The 17,727-nt window shown below is 31.4% G+C and carries 17 protein-coding genes, 1 tRNA gene and 1 other annotated feature; of the genes, 15 read left to right on the top strand and 3 right to left on the bottom strand.

Features of this window, described 5'->3' with window-relative positions:
• Positions 1 to 149: 149 nt before the first annotated feature.
• The gene (nadE, locus tag KPL44_RS10140; RefSeq protein ID WP_216249378.1) at positions 150 to 953 is read left to right on the top strand and encodes an NAD(+) synthase; all 804 of its coding nucleotides are present in this window, start codon (positions 150 to 152) and stop codon (positions 951 to 953) included.
• 60 nt (positions 954 to 1,013) lie between these two features.
• Here the strand turns inward: nadE and KPL44_RS10135 are convergent, their stop codons facing one another.
• On the bottom strand, positions 1,014 to 2,657 hold the full coding sequence (locus KPL44_RS10135) for a methyltransferase (RefSeq protein WP_216249375.1): 1,644 nt from the start codon (positions 2,655 to 2,657) through the stop codon (positions 1,014 to 1,016).
• 167 nt (positions 2,658 to 2,824) lie between these two features.
• On the opposite strand from KPL44_RS10135, the gene KPL44_RS10130 reads away from it, so the two are divergent.
• From KPL44_RS10130 to KPL44_RS10115, 4 genes are all read left to right on the top strand, one after another.
• On the top strand, positions 2,825 to 3,385 hold the full coding sequence (locus KPL44_RS10130; RefSeq protein WP_216249373.1) for a nitroreductase family protein: 561 nt from the start codon (positions 2,825 to 2,827) through the stop codon (positions 3,383 to 3,385).
• Positions 3,386 to 3,496: 111 nt separating this feature from the next.
• Positions 3,497 to 3,573, top strand: a tRNA-Lys gene (locus KPL44_RS10125).
• A 161-nt stretch (positions 3,574 to 3,734) separates the two neighbouring features.
• Positions 3,735 to 3,965 (top strand): hypothetical protein, encoded by a 231-nt coding sequence (locus KPL44_RS10120; protein WP_216249371.1) that lies wholly within the window; start codon positions 3,735 to 3,737, stop codon positions 3,963 to 3,965.
• Positions 3,966 to 4,089: 124 nt separating this feature from the next.
• Positions 4,090 to 6,324, top strand: coding sequence for an SPFH domain-containing protein (locus tag KPL44_RS10115; protein WP_216249370.1), 2,235 nt, complete (start codon positions 4,090 to 4,092; stop codon positions 6,322 to 6,324).
• Between the two features lie 586 nt (positions 6,325 to 6,910).
• Here KPL44_RS10115 and KPL44_RS10110 read toward each other — a convergent pair.
• A complete protein-coding gene (locus tag KPL44_RS10110) occupies positions 6,911 to 7,336 on the bottom strand; it encodes a hypothetical protein (RefSeq protein WP_216249368.1) in 426 nt (141 codons plus the stop codon).
• Positions 7,337 to 7,685: 349 nt separating this feature from the next.
• Between KPL44_RS10110 and clcA the strand changes: the two genes are divergently transcribed.
• The 3 genes from clcA (at position 7,686) to nhaA (ending at position 11,397) form a co-directional block, all read left to right on the top strand.
• Positions 7,686 to 9,272 (top strand): H(+)/Cl(-) exchange transporter ClcA, encoded by a 1,587-nt coding sequence (clcA, locus tag KPL44_RS10105; RefSeq protein ID WP_216249367.1) that lies wholly within the window; start codon positions 7,686 to 7,688, stop codon positions 9,270 to 9,272.
• 20 nt (positions 9,273 to 9,292) lie between these two features.
• Positions 9,293 to 9,913: a GGDEF domain-containing protein gene (locus KPL44_RS10100; protein ID WP_216249364.1), complete on the top strand. Its 621-nt coding sequence runs from the start codon at positions 9,293 to 9,295 to the stop codon at positions 9,911 to 9,913.
• Positions 9,914 to 9,946: 33 nt separating this feature from the next.
• Positions 9,947 to 10,005 (top strand) — a sequence feature (sodium ion sensor (DUF1646 type); this cis-regulatory element may regulate processes involved in with the transportation of sodium ions).
• Between the two features lie 198 nt (positions 10,006 to 10,203).
• Positions 10,204 to 11,397 carry a Na+/H+ antiporter NhaA gene (gene nhaA / locus KPL44_RS10095; protein WP_216249362.1) on the top strand — a complete coding sequence of 398 codons (1,194 nt, stop codon included), beginning with the start codon at positions 10,204 to 10,206 and terminating at the stop codon, positions 11,395 to 11,397.
• A gap of 175 nt (positions 11,398 to 11,572) precedes the next feature.
• Here the strand turns inward: nhaA and KPL44_RS26195 are convergent, their stop codons facing one another.
• Positions 11,573 to 11,737, bottom strand: a complete 165-nt coding sequence (locus KPL44_RS26195) for a helix-turn-helix domain-containing protein (RefSeq protein WP_216249360.1) — start codon at positions 11,735 to 11,737, stop codon at positions 11,573 to 11,575.
• Between KPL44_RS26195 and KPL44_RS10085 the strand changes: the two genes are divergently transcribed.
• From KPL44_RS10085 to KPL44_RS10055, 7 genes are all read left to right on the top strand, one after another.
• Complete coding sequence (locus tag KPL44_RS10085) at positions 11,736 to 11,909, top strand: SulP family inorganic anion transporter (protein WP_216249358.1); 174 nt, start codon at positions 11,736 to 11,738, stop codon at positions 11,907 to 11,909. The genes KPL44_RS26195 and KPL44_RS10085 overlap by 2 nt on opposite strands.
• Before the next feature lie 160 nt (positions 11,910 to 12,069).
• Entirely contained in the window at positions 12,070 to 12,345 is a 276-nt protein-coding gene (locus KPL44_RS10080) for a multicopper oxidase domain-containing protein (protein WP_216249356.1), read from the top strand.
• A 40-nt stretch (positions 12,346 to 12,385) separates the two neighbouring features.
• Entirely contained in the window at positions 12,386 to 12,565 is a 180-nt protein-coding gene (locus KPL44_RS10075) for a YetF domain-containing protein (protein ID WP_331702042.1), read from the top strand.
• A 240-nt stretch (positions 12,566 to 12,805) separates the two neighbouring features.
• Complete coding sequence (locus KPL44_RS10070) at positions 12,806 to 13,390, top strand: hypothetical protein (protein ID WP_216249353.1); 585 nt, start codon at positions 12,806 to 12,808, stop codon at positions 13,388 to 13,390.
• 227 nt (positions 13,391 to 13,617) lie between these two features.
• Positions 13,618 to 14,094 (top strand): NADH-quinone oxidoreductase subunit NuoE family protein, encoded by a 477-nt coding sequence (locus tag KPL44_RS10065; RefSeq protein WP_216249351.1) that lies wholly within the window; start codon positions 13,618 to 13,620, stop codon positions 14,092 to 14,094.
• A gap of 1 nt (position 14,095) precedes the next feature.
• Positions 14,096 to 15,970 (top strand): NADH-quinone oxidoreductase subunit NuoF, encoded by a 1,875-nt coding sequence (gene nuoF, locus KPL44_RS10060; protein ID WP_216249348.1) that lies wholly within the window; start codon positions 14,096 to 14,098, stop codon positions 15,968 to 15,970.
• A gap of 4 nt (positions 15,971 to 15,974) precedes the next feature.
• On the top strand, positions 15,975 to 17,654 hold the full coding sequence (locus KPL44_RS10055) for a [FeFe] hydrogenase, group A (RefSeq protein ID WP_407935002.1): 1,680 nt from the start codon (positions 15,975 to 15,977) through the stop codon (positions 17,652 to 17,654).
• The last annotated feature ends 73 nt before the right edge of the window (positions 17,655 to 17,727 follow it).

Here is a 17,727-nt window from a genome sequence, read left to right as displayed (position 1 = left end):
ATAAAATAAATATTGTTTACTAAGTCTATAGATGATTATTAGTTATATCATAATAATAGTTAATATTGGGTGAATATTGTTAATGTTTTAACGTAAGATATATAATATGTGTTATAATGAGAATATAAATAAGTTTAAGGGGGAAAGAAATGGATAAAATTAAACAAGATGAGATAATGAGTGAATTTGGTATACCTTGTCCTCTTCAAGATGAGTCGGATGAAAAATACGCATATAGAATGATAGAGGAAACTTGTACTTTTTTAAAAAAATATGCGCAGCTTGCTGGTAAAAAAGGCTACGTATGTAATCTAACAGGTGGAGTAGACAGTTTTGTTACTAGTATGCTTATCAAAAAATCAGGACTTGAGCTAATCAATTTATCGCTTCCTTTTGGAATTAATCCAGATATAGAGGAATTAGAAATTGAGAAGCATGTAATACAACCTGATGTATTTAGAACTTATGATATAACAGGACCTGTAAATGAATCACTTGATCTTCTCCATAATTTGCCTTCTTCAAAAGTAGATATAGGCAATACAAAATCTAGAATAAGAATGACAGTTATATATAGAATAGCTGAAGTTTATGATGTTTTAGTTGCAGGCTGCACAAATGTTGCTGAATTAACTCTAGGAATGGTAACTAAGTTTGGCGATGATGCTGCAGATGTAAAACCACTTGCTGGGATAACAAAAGGTATAATTTATGAAATGGCTAAGATATTTAATGCTCCTAAATCTATAATTGATAAGGTATCTACAAGCGGTATGTGGGATAATAAATCAAATTTAGAAGAAGTAACAGAATTAAATCATCAAGTTTGTATGTATTTAAGAGGTGAAGAGATTTCTAATGAATATGAGGCAAAGATATTGAAGTTATACAATGTATCTAAACACAAAAGGCATTTACCAGTTTCAACAAAAGATACTTGGTGGGTAGAATAAATTAAAAAAACAAATGCACCTATTATTTAGATGCATTTGTTTTTTTTATATAATCTTAATTTATTTTACTCGTAGAACAAAAACATGAGGCGTAAGTCTACCACTTTCAATTTTTATTTCTTTAAGCAATTCAAGTTGATCATTATCTAGTAAAATTTCTCTAAATAACTCTTTTTCTATTGTGTACACAAATGCCATTCCGTTTGATTTTACTAGCCTCGGAATTTTAGTTATAAATGCATTATATAGGTCTGCGTACTTGTTATGAGTGGTAGATTTATTATCAAAAGGCATATTTGTTATAATCTCATCATATAGAGTATAAGGAATAAATTCTAATGTATCATCAGCTATAAGTTCTATATCTACATTAGCTAACTTAGAATTTATTGTTGCAGCTGTTATAGCGGTTCTAAATATATCAATTCCTGTTAAAGACTCGGATTGTTCTAATTTAGATCTTTCTATAAGCATTGTTCCTGCGCCACAAAATGGATCTATAACTTTAGCAGTAGGTTCTAGCCATTGCTCTATGGATTTTATTACAATAGCTGCAGTTACTGGATTTATAGATGTAGCTAGGTCATTCTTTCTATAGTCAAATCTATCATCTTTAAAGGAATATAACTTAATATATACATTACAAAGATTATCTTTTTCAAGTATTCGAATTTCAACTTCATATGAGGATGGGCTATTTCTTAAATTTCCAGAGGAGATTGAATCTAACTCTCTAGATAAATTTTTTACAAAATCGGATCTATCTCTGTTGGAGTCCGTAGTTTTAAATTCAATTCTGTACCCAAAAGGTGTATTCGATTCATTATCGTGACAATCATTTAAAAAGCCTACAATATCTGCATTCATAATTTCAGTTGCAATTATCTTATAATCAAACAACACGTCAGAGCAATCACCTAAAGGATATAAAAGTTCATAAAAAGTCCTGCAACTATAAATCTTATCTAAATCATTTTCACATATAAGTATACCATCATTAATAAGTCTACCTTCGATTAATTTTTCATCAAGTTCAGCTAAAGTAAGCTGATATTGATAATTCATAATTGTGAGTAGCATTGGTACAGGACTAGCAAATCCTTTAAATTCATGGCGTGCAGTTGGAGATAATTTATCTATTGCTCTTGTAAGTGCTAGCTTTTCTTCATTAATATGTTTATTAGTTGTAATCAGTGAGTTATTATCTTTTGAAATTTGTTCGTTATGGACTACTTCCTCAAACATTTTCTTTAGTTTTTCTCCATCAATAGCACTACCACAGTTACCTATCGCAAGTACATATGAATATCTCACAAATAGCTTCTCTTCGGCGTTATAGGCGTTATATAAGCCTTCTAAATATGCAGGGTCTGCTAGTTCACCTATGACACCACATACATTTTTTCGAACCTTAGGATCAGGATGTGAAAGAAAAGCAATGAGCTTTTCCTTTGAATTTCCGATAGTTCTTTTAAACATTCCCTTTGGTTTTTCCTTTTTCAAAATATCCCTCATAACGGATAATAATGTCCTAGGGTCATCCTCAGTTATTATTTTTGACCATAACAATGGAATGGCATTATTATAATCAAGAGATAGTTTGTTTATTATAGCGGATCTCTGTTTATCATCTGAAGTTTTTAAATTTTCTAATAAAATTGTAATTTTATTATTTATTTCTAATTTATCATTTATATCTATCATTTGTTTCACCTCTTATGTTTAAATTTAATAACTTTAATTATAGCATAGATTTTATTTTTTTTAACAAGAAATGAGTGATTCTGTGCGTTTAATGAAGAAAATGTGATATAGTATTGTTTTAGTGACTAGATGTTAAAAAAAATCAAATATACTTAGGAGGATTTATTATGAATGAAACTTTGAAAAATATAAGAAATAGAAGAAGTACAAGAGCATTTTTACCAGAACAAATTAATGGTGCACACTTAACAGAGATAATAGATGCAGGCATATATGCACCAAGTGCTAATAATCAGCAACCATGGCATTTTACTGTAATACAAAGAAAAGACATTATCGATAGATTAAGCGATGCTTTTAAAGAAATTGCAAAAGACTCTGATAATGAATATATTAGAAGATTTTCTGATAATGAAAAGTTCCATGTATTTTATAATGCACCAACAGTAGTATTAGTATCTGGGGACATAAATATTAAGTCTGCTCCAGTAGATTGTGGCATTGCTACACAGAATATGCTACTAGCTGCTGAATCATTAGAAATTGGTTCTTGTTGGGTTGGACTTATTTCTATTCTACTAAACAGTGAAAAGGGCAAAGACTTTATTAAAGAGCTTGAAATTCCAGAAGGATTTAAACAAATACATTCATTTTGCCTAGGGTATAAAAAAATCGAAGTAACTAATGCACCAAAAAGAAAAGAAAATAATGTAAATTATATAAAATAATAGTATGATTTGCTTAGTAAAACTAATAGATATACATTTATCTATTAGTTTTATAAAAAAAGTATTTACAAATACATAAAAGTAATATATACTAAAGAAGTTGTCTAACATGCTTCATTAGCTCAGCTGGTTAGAGCACCTGACTCTTAATCAGGGGGTCCAGGGTTCAATTCCCTGATGGAGCACCATAATATATGCAGATATCTCAAGCGTTGAGGTATCTGCATTTTTTCTATTTAAAATGTATATAATAATCATATAAGAAAATGGAGGATTATGAATGAAGGGAAATATAAAGTAAATATACAGTTGCAAATTGGCATCTAAATAAATTAAAAGGTGGTATATTATGGGATATAGCGTTACTATGGATAATCACAAAGAACATTTTAATATTCAGCTAACTAATACAAAGGGTTGTACTTATTGTAAAGAGGGCAAACAGTTATTAGATACAACAGGGGAAAATAGTTGCTATATTGATGAAGGTAAAAACGAAATTCGCTTGGATAAGGAAGGGATAGCAGTTCAAACAATTAAGATTTATTATTGTCCTATGTGTGGTAGAAAGTTAACTTAGTTATTAAGGTGAAAAATATGATTTTAATGTTTTTTGAATACTATTTTAAAAATACCAACATATAGTACAATAGTATGTTAATATCAGTTATAGAATAAAATATAAATAGTAAAGGGGGAAAATTATGATTCCGTACACATTATTAGTTATAGTAGGTATAGTAATAGTAGTGCTAATTTTAATTATTTATGGAATAGGGGCTACAAGCATAGGATCAGATGAAGTAGGTATTGTTGAGAAATGGTGGAGTTCAGGTGGTTCAGTGCCAGCTGATGGACTTATAGCACTTAAAGGAGAAGCAGGTTACCAACCAGAAGTGCTAAGGGCTGGTATTCATTTCAAAACACCTTTCAAGTATAAGGTTAAAAAGGTGAGGCTTGTAACTATACCACAAGGACAAATAGCTTATGTATTTTCAAGGTCTGGAGAAAGTCTAGGAGAGGGCCAAACTTTAGGTAAGGTTATACCACAAAGCAAGTCATTCCAAGACGTTGTAGGATTTTTAAATAATGGTGGACAAAAAGGACCACAAAGGCAAATTCTTCGTGAGGGTACCTATGCATTTAACTTAGCACAATTTATTATAATTACGAAGGATAAAGTACATTCAATATTTACTTCAAAAGCTGAAACAGCTCAAATAGAGACAATGAGAAGTGACTTAGCTAAGGATAGTGGGTTTAATCCTGTAATTATATCAAGTTCAAAAGTTTCTGAGTCATATACTCAGCAGGATGATGGTAGTGAAATAGAAAATACTTTTAATAAAAACACAGCTAAAAGGTCAACTAACCGTGATACTATAGGTATTGTAACTATTAATGAAGGTCCAACACCTGACAATGGAGCAATTATAGCACCTATTGTTGGTGAGGGTATAAATAATGAGTTCTATCACAACAATTTTCAAGAACCAGAGAAATTTTTAGCTGCAGATGGTAGAAAAGGTAAACAAATGCAAGTACTTACTGATGGAGTTTATTTCATTAATAGGATGTTTGCAACTGTTGATATAGTACCTAAAAGCATAATAGATATTGGATATGTAGGGGTAGTGGTAAGCTACTTTGGTGATAAAGGTGAAGATGTTTCTGGAAAAGGGTATTCTCATGGAGAACTTGTAGAACAAGGTAAAAAGGGTATTTGGAGAGATTCTATGATGCCAGGAAAGTATGCATTTAATACTTATGCTGGTAAAGTGGTTCCAGTTCCTACTACCAATGTAATACTTAAGTGGATTAGTGGCCAAACTGGTGTGCATAAGTTAGATGATAATTTAAAAGAAATCAGTTTGATAACAAAGGATGCTTTCGAGCCTAATTTACCATTAACCGTAGTATTTAACATTGATTATAGAAAAGCATCATCAGTTATACAAAGGTTTGGAGATATTAAAATGCTTATAGAGCAATCTCTTGATCCAATGGTAGCCGGGTATTTTAAAAACATTGGGCAAACTAAAACTCTTATAGAACTTGTTCAAGATAGAAGCCAGATTCAACAACAAGCAGCGGATGAAATGACGGGTAAATTTAAACTATATGATCTAGAACTACAAGAAGTATTAATTGGAACACCAGCTGCTTCTGCTAGTGATACAAGGATTGAAAAAATTCTTACACAGTTAAGAGATAGACAAGTAGCTATGGAAGAAATTAAGACGAATGAAGCTAAACAAAAATCTGCTGAAAAGCAAAGAGAACTAAATGAGGCAGAGGCAAAAGCAATGGCGCAGTCAGCTCTTACACAATCAAGTATCGATATAGAAGTTGCTGATAATAAGGGAAAATCTGAATTAAGACTGGCAGAACAGTTAGCATTTAAAACTCAGAAACTTGCAGAAGCCGACAAATACAAGAGAACTCAAGAAGCGGATGCTGAGAGATATACAAGGGAAGCACAAGCAGCAGCAGGGGCGAAGACTATAGAACTTACAGCTGAGGCTAATGCGAAGCAGGTAGAACTTCAAGCAAAAGCAGAATCATTTAAACTTGAAACAGTTGGAAAGGCAACAGCATTAAATATTAAAGCAGTTGCAGATGCTACTGCTGAGCAGGAAACAAAGGTAGGAATTGCAAAGGGAGCTGCAGCTAAGGCTTTAGTTGAGGCATATGGTGGCCCCGATTTACAAGTTAGGCAAAGTGTTATGATAGCATTTGCAGAGGCGTTAAAGATAAGTAAGTCTCCACTAGTGCCACAAACTATAATAATGGGTGGAGCTGATGGAAAAACACCTAACGCAATGGAAGGTATAATGAGTATGGTACTTGCAAATATGGCAAGTGAAAAAGGTTCGATAATACCCAAAAGTATTGATAACATTGATGTTAAAGGGGTAGCCAAAACACAAAGCAAATAGTATATAAACAAAATCCAGTAGAATAATTAAATTATTCTACTGGATTTTTCTTTTAAGAAATTTTTTCCTATTCCAATTTTAAGCTGTTCTTCGTAGTCTTTTAAAACCTTAATGTCAATATTCCTAAGTGTCCAAGCAATTTATGATGTTTTAATAAAACCATATAAAGTGGAAGCGAGTATTTCAACTCGGAGAATATTTATAATTAGCTTGCTATATTTAAAAATTTTTACCAAATAAATTAGACTTGTTCCTGCTATGTAATAACAACGAAAGGGCCTCCTAATTTTTATAATGCATTACATAAAAAATATATTGCATTATAATAAGATAAAATTCAAAACATTGTAATTGAAGTTAAATAATTACGCAAAAAAGATCAGTGATTAAAAAAGATAGAAATAAATTTGAAGAAAAGCAAATGAAAATTCAAGAAATATGATATAACAAGTTAAAATAACAATAATAAGGTTATTGATATCTTTTTAAATGATATTCGTTCATAGAAATGAATAAATATTTGGGCATGCTTTTAATAATGATAAAAGGATTATTTCATCATATTAATACGTATAATAAAAATGAATTACAGCTTTATATATGATTTTGTTAAATAGTTGTATTGGGTTCTATTTGTTTTAGTATGATTATCAGATTCTTCATCAATATTTTGTTGATTAAATTCAATTAAAAATTTGTAAAACTTACGTAAAGCTACCTTTTTATATGTTATGGTGTTTTTTTTATACATTTTTATGTATTGCAAATAAAATTCATATTGATTAAAGCTATCTTTACTTAAAATGGAAAACGTGGACATACTTTTTAAAAAATACCAATTAATATATTGTTCCACATCTTTAATATATGCATCAATTGTAAATTTCCTTTTGTATTTTTCTCTTAAAAAGCACTTAAAGTAATAAATAATTAAATAACAATCAGATTTGTTTTGAAAGGAGTCTTTCTCAATTGCATTTAAAATTTTAGTAACATTATACTTAGCAAACATTGAATGTACTTCACCTCTCTTTTTATATTTGTTCTGTCTTATTTTTTTTATTAAAATAGTGATTAGAAAAGAGTGAATAGAACGTAATAAAATTACTCATTAAGAAACAGTGATTTCGACATAAGTTTCTACATGAATGGCTAGTAGCTATATATTCCTAATTAATTACAAATCAGATTAGTACTACAATTGCCATAGCATATATATATATAACAACACATATATATACAATAACATATATATGACGTTATATGTTATTATATATATAACAGCATAATTTAATCACATACTTTATAGAATTTGAAGATATAAATAATAATTGTTTTTATCTAGCAATGGGGGCAGAAAAATGGAATCAAAAAACAAACACAATACCTATAATTCATTGTTCAACTGGCGTAGTCTTAGATTAAAGCTTGTGTTTGAAGGAATAGGGGTAGGTATTATTACCGGTTTATTAATTGTACTGTATCGTTATACACTCGAAAAAGCAGGAATTTTTGTAACTTATGTTTACAAAACTATATCTATAAACCCAGTACTTATTTTACCATGGATTTGTGCTTTAATACTTATAGGATATATTGTAGGACTAATGGTTAAACATGAACCCATGATTACTGGAAGTGGAATCCCTCAAGTGGAAGGAGTTTTACTTAGAAAACTTGATATGACGTGGTGGAGAGTTATAATTGGTAAATTTTTTGGAGGGGTTCTTTCAATAGGATCTGGGCTTTCCTTAGGAAGGGAAGGCCCATCGGTTCAATTAGGTGCAGCCGTTGGTCAAGGGTTTAGTAAGGTCTTTAAAAGAATAAAGATTGAAGAGAAATACCTTATGACAAGTGGAGCTAGTGCAGGACTGTCAGCTGCATTTAATGCGCCACTCGCTGGAGCATTGTTTGCATTAGAAGAGGTTCATAAAAACTTTTCACCTTTAATTTTACTGTCTGCATTATCTGCGGCATTATCAGCTGATTTTGTAGCAAGTAGCTTTTTGGGCTTAAAACCAATTTTCATAATTAAAAATCTATCTATATTGCCACTTAAATTTTATTTTTATTTGATTATATTAGGTGTTATTGTTGGGGTTTTAGGGGTTTTATTTAATAAAATTCTTTTGAAAACTCAGGATATATATGTAGCCCAAACATGGCTCCCAAAAGAAATGAGAATGGTAGTACCATTATTAATTTCAGTTATAATTGGAATTCTATTACCACAAGCATTAGGGGGAGGTCACGAATTAATAACCTCGCTATTTACAGGAAACCCATCTTTAACAATTTTAGTGATTCTAGTTTTTATAAAATTCTTATTTACTATGCTAAGTTTTGGATCTGGCGCACCAGGAGGAATATTTCTTCCACTCCTTGCTATTGGAGCTTTAATAGGAAATGTTTATGGGATAACACTCGTACATTTTGCACATTTTAATAGCATATATATTAATAATTTTATAATACTTGCAATGGCAGGATATTTCACAGCTGTAGTTAGAGCGCCTATAACTGGAATTATTCTACTTACTGAAATGACAGGTTCTTTTAGTCAATTACTTTCTTTATCTGTTGTATCTATTGTTGCATACATTGTGGCTGATATTTTGGCATCAAAACCTATTTATGAATCGTTACTTGAAAAATTTCTACATAATCAAGGAGAAAAGATATCATTTGGTAATAAGAGAAACAAGGCTATACTAGAGTTTGTTGTTTGTATGGGATCAGATTTAGATGGAAAACGAATTAAAGATGTCATATGGCCATCTCATTGCTTATTAGTAACAGTTAAGCGAGGAGAACATGAGATAATTCCAAAAGGATCTACCGTTATTTTTCCCGGCGATTATTTGATTGTACTCACCAATGAGGATAGAGTCGCTAAAATGAATGATGCTTTGACAATAATGACATCAAGTTGTGAGATATTAAAATAAAATTTTAAGGAGAAGTTATGATGGATAAAACACTAATTTCTATAGAGGAAATAACATCAAGAGTTAAAGATTTAATTAAAAATAATGAAGGACCTTTTAGTGTAGTTACATGTGATATTGATAATCTAAATAATATTAATAAAATTCATGGAAATGATATAGGTGATGAAGTAATTAATAAAGTTATTTCTATATTTAGTAATAATTTATCTGATACAGATTTAATAAACAGAAGTGGTGACGAATTTACTTTGTTACTTGTAAAAAAAGGTGCAGAGAGAAGTTTTATGGACTTAGAAGAAATAAGAAGATATTTATCGGATAATACCTTCGATTTAAAAAGTTTAACTAAAACAGAAAATATTAATATTACTCTAAGCTTTGGAGTTGCTAGTTATCCACGCGATTCGAAAAATGTTATAGATCTTCTTAGAGTTGCTGATAGCGGCCTTTTCAGAGCTAAAAAAGAGGGCAGAAATAGAATTTGTCTATCAGAGGCAGAAAGTATGGTACTAAAATCAAGTTATTTTACTAAGACACAACTTGACAGGTTATCGGAACTTTCTAAGGCAAATGATAAAACCGAAGCATTTCTTTTAAGAGAAGCATTGGATGGTTTATTTAAAAAGTATAATAAATAAACATGTGATATACTACAATATATATTTGTTATCGGTTGGACAAACTAATATAAAGTTTGATTCCAAGAAATTTGTTTCTAGGGTGGGAGACTCTTATTTGAGGTTCCCGCTTTTGTTTTTTGATTTTTGTAACACAATAGGCAATAAGCTACAATATGTAGGACATGATAATAATTTTATTTTATACAATATAAAAATATTAAACTAATAGGCAGTTGAAAAAATTACGTGGGAATATTAAATTGTATTTTGACCTAAAATAAGAAATATAAACGGAGAGGAATGCTAATATGAATTTTAAAAAAAACAATAAGATTACTTGTTCAATTATAAGCTTTTTTAAAAATGAATCTGCCAGTGGTATAATTCTGATGATCTGTGCTGTAATTGCATTAATAGTGGCTAATTCTGGAATTGCATCTAGCTATGATAAGTTTCTCCATAGTTACATATCAATCGGATACAAAAATTTTTCATTATCAATGTCCATTCTACATTGGATTAATGATGGATTAATGGCTATATTTTTCTTTGTAGTTGGTATGGAGATAAAAAGGGAACTAGTTGTAGGAGAACTTAAGTCTATTAACAAAACTATATTGCCTGTGGGAGCAGCTATTGGTGGAATGATAATACCAGCTATAATCTATTCAATATTTAATTATAATCAGCCAACTAGTTTAGGTTGGGGAATTCCTATGGCAACAGACATTGCTTTTGCACTTGGAGTGCTTTCTTTAGTAGGAAGCAAGCGAGCACCTAAGGGAATAATTACTTTTCTTACAGCACTCGCCATAGTTGATGATTTAGGCGCTATTATTGTAATTGCTATTTTCTACACTAACCAAATTTCACTTACTGCACTTTTGCTGTCCTTAATAGTTGTAATAATACTTATATTAATGAATAAATTTAAGGTTAAGTATGTATCGCTCTTTATGTTTTTAGGTTTTATACTATGGGCAAGTCTTTTAAAATCAGGCATACATTCTACTATTGCTGGTGTACTACTTGCTATGACTATACCCGTTAAGAAAGATAAATCAGAATTTAAAAGTTCTATGTTATATAAGCTTGAGCATATGATAACACCTTGGTCTAGTTTTGTTATTATGCCTATATTTGCATTAGCAAACGCAGGTGTAGTTTTTAGTTTTGACAGTTTCTCAAAAATTTTAGTAGAACCAGTTGGACTTGGAATTATTTTTGGGCTATTTTTGGGGAAACAAATAGGAATATTTGGGGCATCGTATTTACTAATACATTTTAAAATTGCTAAGCTTCCGTCGAAGGTAACTCTAAAACATATATATGGTGCAAGTTTACTTGGTGGTATCGGATTTACAATGTCATTATTTGTATCTTCATTATCTTTTCCGGGAGGAGAACTATTATCTATGGCTAAAATAAGTGTAATATCTGCCTCAATGATATCAGCAATTGCAGGTGTTTTAGTTTTTAAATCTATAAAAATTCATAATTGAAAATTATCTTATAACATTATTATTGTTGAGATTAGTAATAATTATATATGTTATGTGTTATGAAAAATATTATGAGAATAAAAAATAATCAGTAGTTAACTACTGATTATTTTTAAATAGATCCAAATAATAATATAGTTTATAATGTATGTCTTAGTTTACATTATAAACTATATTAATTTTCTAAATATCTATATAAGGTTGACTTGCTAATTCCGGTTTCATCTTTTATTTTAACCAGAGTATATTTTTTACTTTGATACATTACAATAGCTCGTTTTACATTATCGTCAGGTTTTCTTGGTCGTCCTGGAATGATTTCAGCAGCGACAGTTTCCATGGCATTGTTAATGGTTCCACTGGTAAAAGAATATGGACTAGATTATTTGTTAGTAGCAACAATGTTAACAGGTGTTATCCAAGTGATTTTTGGAGTATGTAAAATAGCAAAAGTAATGAAGTTTATTCCAAGAGCATTGCCTATGTTCTCCATTCCAAATGTCCTGTTTTAATTGTAAAATAAAAAATATATTTATATTTAATTATCCTAATAATAAAGGATGTGCAGGCGTTTTAAAATTATTTATAGATTTTCTTCAGGCTATAAGATGTGTCAATAACGTTATAATTGAATATAATAATATTCAATTAATTTATTTAAGGAGAATACATTTGGTTATTACACCTGATGTTTCAAATCTATATTATAAAATAAAAAATGGTATTAAGTATTTTGAATTGATAGCAGAAAATGTAAAACAAGAGATATTACCAGGCTTATATATAAATGGATTAGGATACAACGGTAATATACCTGGAGCTACAATACAAGTATATCCGGGAGATTATGTAAACCTAAGAGTATATAATAAGCTAGATGAACCAACAAGTATACATTGGCATGGGTTAGACATACCAAATTCAATGGATGGGGTTCCAGGGGTATAGCCATCACCTCAAATATTATCTGGAAGCTGTTTTGATTATAATGATGGTAGATATTATTCTAGATGGAAACATAATATCCTCACACTTATCTTTAATTCAAAAAGATGAGAAGTGGGTAATGTCACAATTAAAAGCAAGAAATATCAATAACATCAAAGATGTGATTTTTGGTGGGGTACAGCCGGATGAGCAATTTTATATTGTTACTAAGTATAGTTAAATAAAAATTTATATATATTCAATTTCATAGAAACTAATCTACTGTTTTATTACTGATTTATACTGTGATCTTTCGAAATACTTACCATGTTATTAGATGCAGAATATTATTTTAAGAATGCTTGTTTTCTATCTATGTTTCGTCCTTTGTGCCAGCTTGTAAGTATATTAGATTTATCACAAGTATCAGTTTAATTCATATAATATTGATGTAGATAAAATTATAAATGAGGTGTATTTATTGAAAAAATATTTAGAAGATCATATGCAGGGCATGCCACAAATGAGTAATATGTGCCAATTTTCACAGACGAATGGGATGTCTGGAATGTTGCAGATGATGTATATGCAGAGTATGTATAATATGATGTGTATGCAAAATATGTATTATATGATGAATATGTATCCTATGATGAATATGGATGGTATGGGTCAAATGATGGGAATGAATATGCAGTTTCCTATTCCGAAGCTAGTAAAATTGGAACAGATTTCATCTACCCAAATTCAAATTACCTACGATAGAGATGTAGATGTTGAACTCGGAATGAAACCAACTAATTACTGGATCAAGGACATAATGAATTCTAGTCCACAAGGTATAGCTACTCTTGGTAGAAATGACAATGTGAATGCTGGAAATTCACTTACGAGTAGTATGGTTAAAATAAATTCAATGAATGGCTCAGCAAAAACATTTATATTAACTTTTAATCAATTAATTCCTAGAGGAGCAGAGTATATGTTAATAATTTGTTATGTAACAGTTAAAGGCGCGCCTCCTTACAGCGGAGATAATGGAATGGCTGCTTTTATTGGTAAATAACAAATAGTTAATTATTATTAAGGATTAAGAGGTATTCTCCATGAATACCTTTTTTGATGTCTAAAAGAAAACAGAAAATCTTTCAATTAGCAAATTTATCAATATATACTCTTATAGGATAAAAAATACAAAAAATAATAATTATGATTGTTGTAATATTGTTAAAGTTATTATAGAATACAGTTAAGATAATAAATTAACAAAGTACCTTAGGAGGAGGAAGAATAATGAATACTCAAATTGATTTTAGTAACTTAGATAAGATACTCCAAAATCATGAAAATAAATCTAGCAATATTATTGCAATATTACAAGACGCCCAGGAAATATATAGGTATTTACCTAAAGAGATATTTGCATATTTCTCAGAAAAGCTTGGAATGAGTATGGCCAAAATATATGGTGTGGCAACTTTTTATGATAACTTCTCTTTAGAACCTAAAGGCACGTATGTTATAAAAATATGTGATGGCACAGCGTGTCATGTAAGAAAGTCTATTCCTATTTTAGACAAAATGCGAGCAGAGTTAGGATTGTCAGAGACGAAGACTACAACGGATGATTTGATGTTTACCGTGGAAACGGTTTCTTGCCTTGGGGCTTGTGGGCTTGCACCTGCTATAACTATTAATGATAAAGTACATGGTGCTATGACTCCACAAAAAGCGATGGAACTTTTAAACACACTTAAGGAGGAAGAATAATATGCTTCTTAGTAGAAATGATTTAATTAATGTTAGAAATGAATATACTGATAGTTTTAATAGGCAACATAAAAAAATTCTTATATGTGCAGGTACTGGTTGCATAGCAGGTGGTGCACTTGAAATTTATGATGAATTTGTAAAGCTTATGGAGGATAAAGGGATAGATTGTGAATTAGGTCTCCAAAAGGAACCACATGATGAGTCTGTTGGAATTAAAAAGAGTGGATGTCATGGATTTTGTGAAATGGGACCGCTTGTAAGGATTGAGCCATGGGGATATTTATATATAAAAGTAAAAGTGGAGGATTGCGCCGAAATACTTGAAAAAACTATTTTAAATAATGAATGTGTTGAGAGGCTTGCATATACTAAAAACGGAAAAATATATAAAAAGCAAGAGGAAATTCCTTTTTATAAGAGTCAAACAAGGTTAGCGCTTGAACATTGTGGACATATTGATGCAACGTCTATAGAAGAATATATTGCTATAGGAGGATATACAGCACTTGAGAAAGCTTTATTTAATATGGATGAAGAAAGTATCATTAAAGAAATAGAGGAATCTAATTTAAGAGGACGTGGAGGCGGTGGATTCCCTACAGGCCGTAAGTGGTCACAGGTAAAAAAACAGAAAACCGATATAAAATATATTGTATGTAATGGTGATGAAGGCGATCCAGGCGCGTTTATGGATAGAAGTCTTATGGAGGGAGATCCACATAGAGTACTTGAAGGAATGATGATTGCGGCTATCGCGTGTGGGTCTCATGAAGGGTATATTTATGTGCGGGCTGAGTATCCTCTTGCTGTAAATAGACTTAAAAATGCTATTATTCAGGCAAGAAGTTATGGTATTTTAGGTGATAATATTCTTGGTACAAGCTTTAGCTTTAACATAAAAATAAACAAAGGGGCCGGTGCTTTTGTTTGTGGAGAGGGGAGTGCTCTTACAGCTTCAATTGAAGGGAAAAGAGGCATGCCAAGAGTAAAACCTCCAAGGACAGTTGAGCAAGGACTTTTTGCTAAACCAACAGTACTTAATAATGTAGAAACATTTGCTAATGTTCCTTTAATTATTAATAAAGGTGCAAAATGGTATAAATCTATAGGACCTGAAAATAGTCCTGGTACAAAGGCTTTTGCTTTAACTGGAAATATAGAAAACACGGGGCTTATTGAGGTTCCGATGGGATCAACATTAAGAGAAATAATATTTGGAATAGGTGGAGGAATTAAAGGTGGCAAGAAATTTAAGGCTGTCCAGATAGGTGGTCCATCAGGAGGATGTCTTATAACATCAGATCTTGATTTAAGACTTGATTTTGATTCATTAAAAAAAGTGGGAGCAATGATAGGCTCAGGTGGACTTGTGGTTATGGATGAGGATACATGCATGGTTGAGGTTGCAAAATTTTTTATGACATTCACTCAAAATGAATCTTGTGGAAAATGTATTCCTTGTCGTGAGGGTACTAAAAGAATGCTTGAAATTCTTCAGGGAATTACTTCAGGCAAGGGTAAACCATCAGATGTTGACATGTTACTCGAACTCGCAGACACCATATCACAAACTGCATTATGTGGCCTTGGAAAAACAGCTGCATTACCAGTTGTTAGTACTATTAAAAATTTCAGATCTGAGTATGAAACACACATAAATCAAAAGAAATGTCCATCAAAAACTTGTGTTGGGCTTAAGACTATATTTATTGATAAAGAACTTTGCAGGGGTTGTTCAAAATGCTCAAGGATTTGCCCAGTTAATGCAATTTCAGGAAAAGTAAAGTCAACCTATACAATTGACAAAGATAAGTGCATTAAGTGTGGCGCCTGTATTGAAGCTTGCACATTTAAAGCTATAAAGGAGGATTAAGATGATGACTGGTCAATTTATGCTTATAGATGATATTCCTGTAGAGATAAATGGAGAAAAGAATATTCTTGAGTTAGTTAGGAAAGCAGGCATTGATTTGCCCACCTTATGTTATTATTCGGAACTCTCAGTGTATGGTGCCTGTCGTATGTGCATGGTAGAAAACAAATGGGGAGGAATGGAAGCTGCCTGCTCTACTCCTCCAAAGGCTAATATGGAGATTTATACAAATACACCTAAACTTCGTAAATATAAAAAAATGATACTTGAATTATTATTAGCGGCGCATTGTAGAGATTGTACTACATGTGAGAAAAGTGGTCAGTGCAAATTGCAAGAACTTGCTAAACAGTTTGGGATAACAAAAGTAAGATTCAGTAACACTTCCGTGAAGAGCGAAATAGATGACTCTTCAGTATGCATAGTGCGTGATAAAAGTAAGTGTATTTTATGTGGTGATTGTGTACGTATGTGTGAGGAAGTGCAAAATGTTGGAGCTATTGATTTTGTTAATAGAGGTTCGAAAATGACTGTAGGGACGGCTTTTGATGTACCACTTGCCGAGACCAATTGCGTTGGGTGCGGACAGTGCGCAGCAGTGTGTCCGACTGGCGCAATTATCGTGAAAAATGATACGCAGAGGCTTTGGAAAGATATTAGTGATATAGAAACATTAGTCGTGGTTCAGATTGCACCTGCAGTACGTGTAGGAATTAGTGAGGAGTTAGGTATAAAAAATGATGCAAATGTTATGGGCAAAATTGTAAGTAGTCTTAGGAAAATGGGTGTTGATGAAGTTTTTGATACATCGACCGGAGCTGATCTTACAGTACTTGAGGAGACAAAAGAATTCCTTTCAAGACTTGAAAGGAATGAAAAATTACCATTATTTACATCGTGTTGTCCTGCTTGGGTAAATTATGTTGAAAATAATTATCCTAGCTTAATTAAAAATGTTTCTACATGTCGTTCACCTATGCAGATGTTTGCATCTGTAATTAAAGAGCAGTATAAGGAATCTAATAAGAAAATTGTACATGTGGCAATAATGCCTTGCACAGCAAAAAAATTTGAATCACAAAGAGATGAATTTATAGAGAATGGGGTTAATAATGTAGATTATGTAATAACTACGCAAGAGCTTATTAAAATGATAAAAGAGTCAGGTATTGTTTTTTCTGAGGTATTGCCAGAAGCAGTTGATATGCCATTTGGTGTTAGTAGTGGAGCTGGCGTTATATTTGGAGTAACAGGTGGGGTAACTGAGGCTGTTATACGTCGCGTAATAGAGGATAAATCACCTTCTGCATTACGTGCTATTACTTTCGCTAGAGTAAGGGGGATGGATGGAGTTAAAGAAACAAGTATTACAGTTGGTGGGCGTTTAATAAATGTAGCTGTTGTAAGTGGACTTAAAAATGCTGATGAACTTGTGAAAAAAATACAGGCAGGCGAGGCACAATATGATTTTGTTGAAGTTATGGCGTGTCCCGGCGGATGTATCGGTGGTGCAGGACAACCATTTGTAAAATCAAAGGGAAAATTAAAACGTGGTGCTTTATTATATGAAGCTGACAGAATGAATGTTATAAGGCGATCAGAGGAAAATCCTCTGATGGATACATTGTATAAAGGTTTGTTAAAAGATAAGGTTCACAAGTTATTACATGTAGAATATAAATAAAAAACAAATCCATCAGAATAAATAATGTTCTGGTGGATTTGTTTTATTATAAATATAAAGCTTTATAAACACT

The sequence above is a fragment of the Clostridium sp. DSM 17811 genome (assembly GCF_018861905.1).
Classification (GTDB): Bacteria; Bacillota; Clostridia; order Clostridiales; family Clostridiaceae; genus Clostridium_AD; species Clostridium_AD frigoriphilum.
This window is presented reverse-complemented; position numbering and strand designations above follow the sequence as displayed.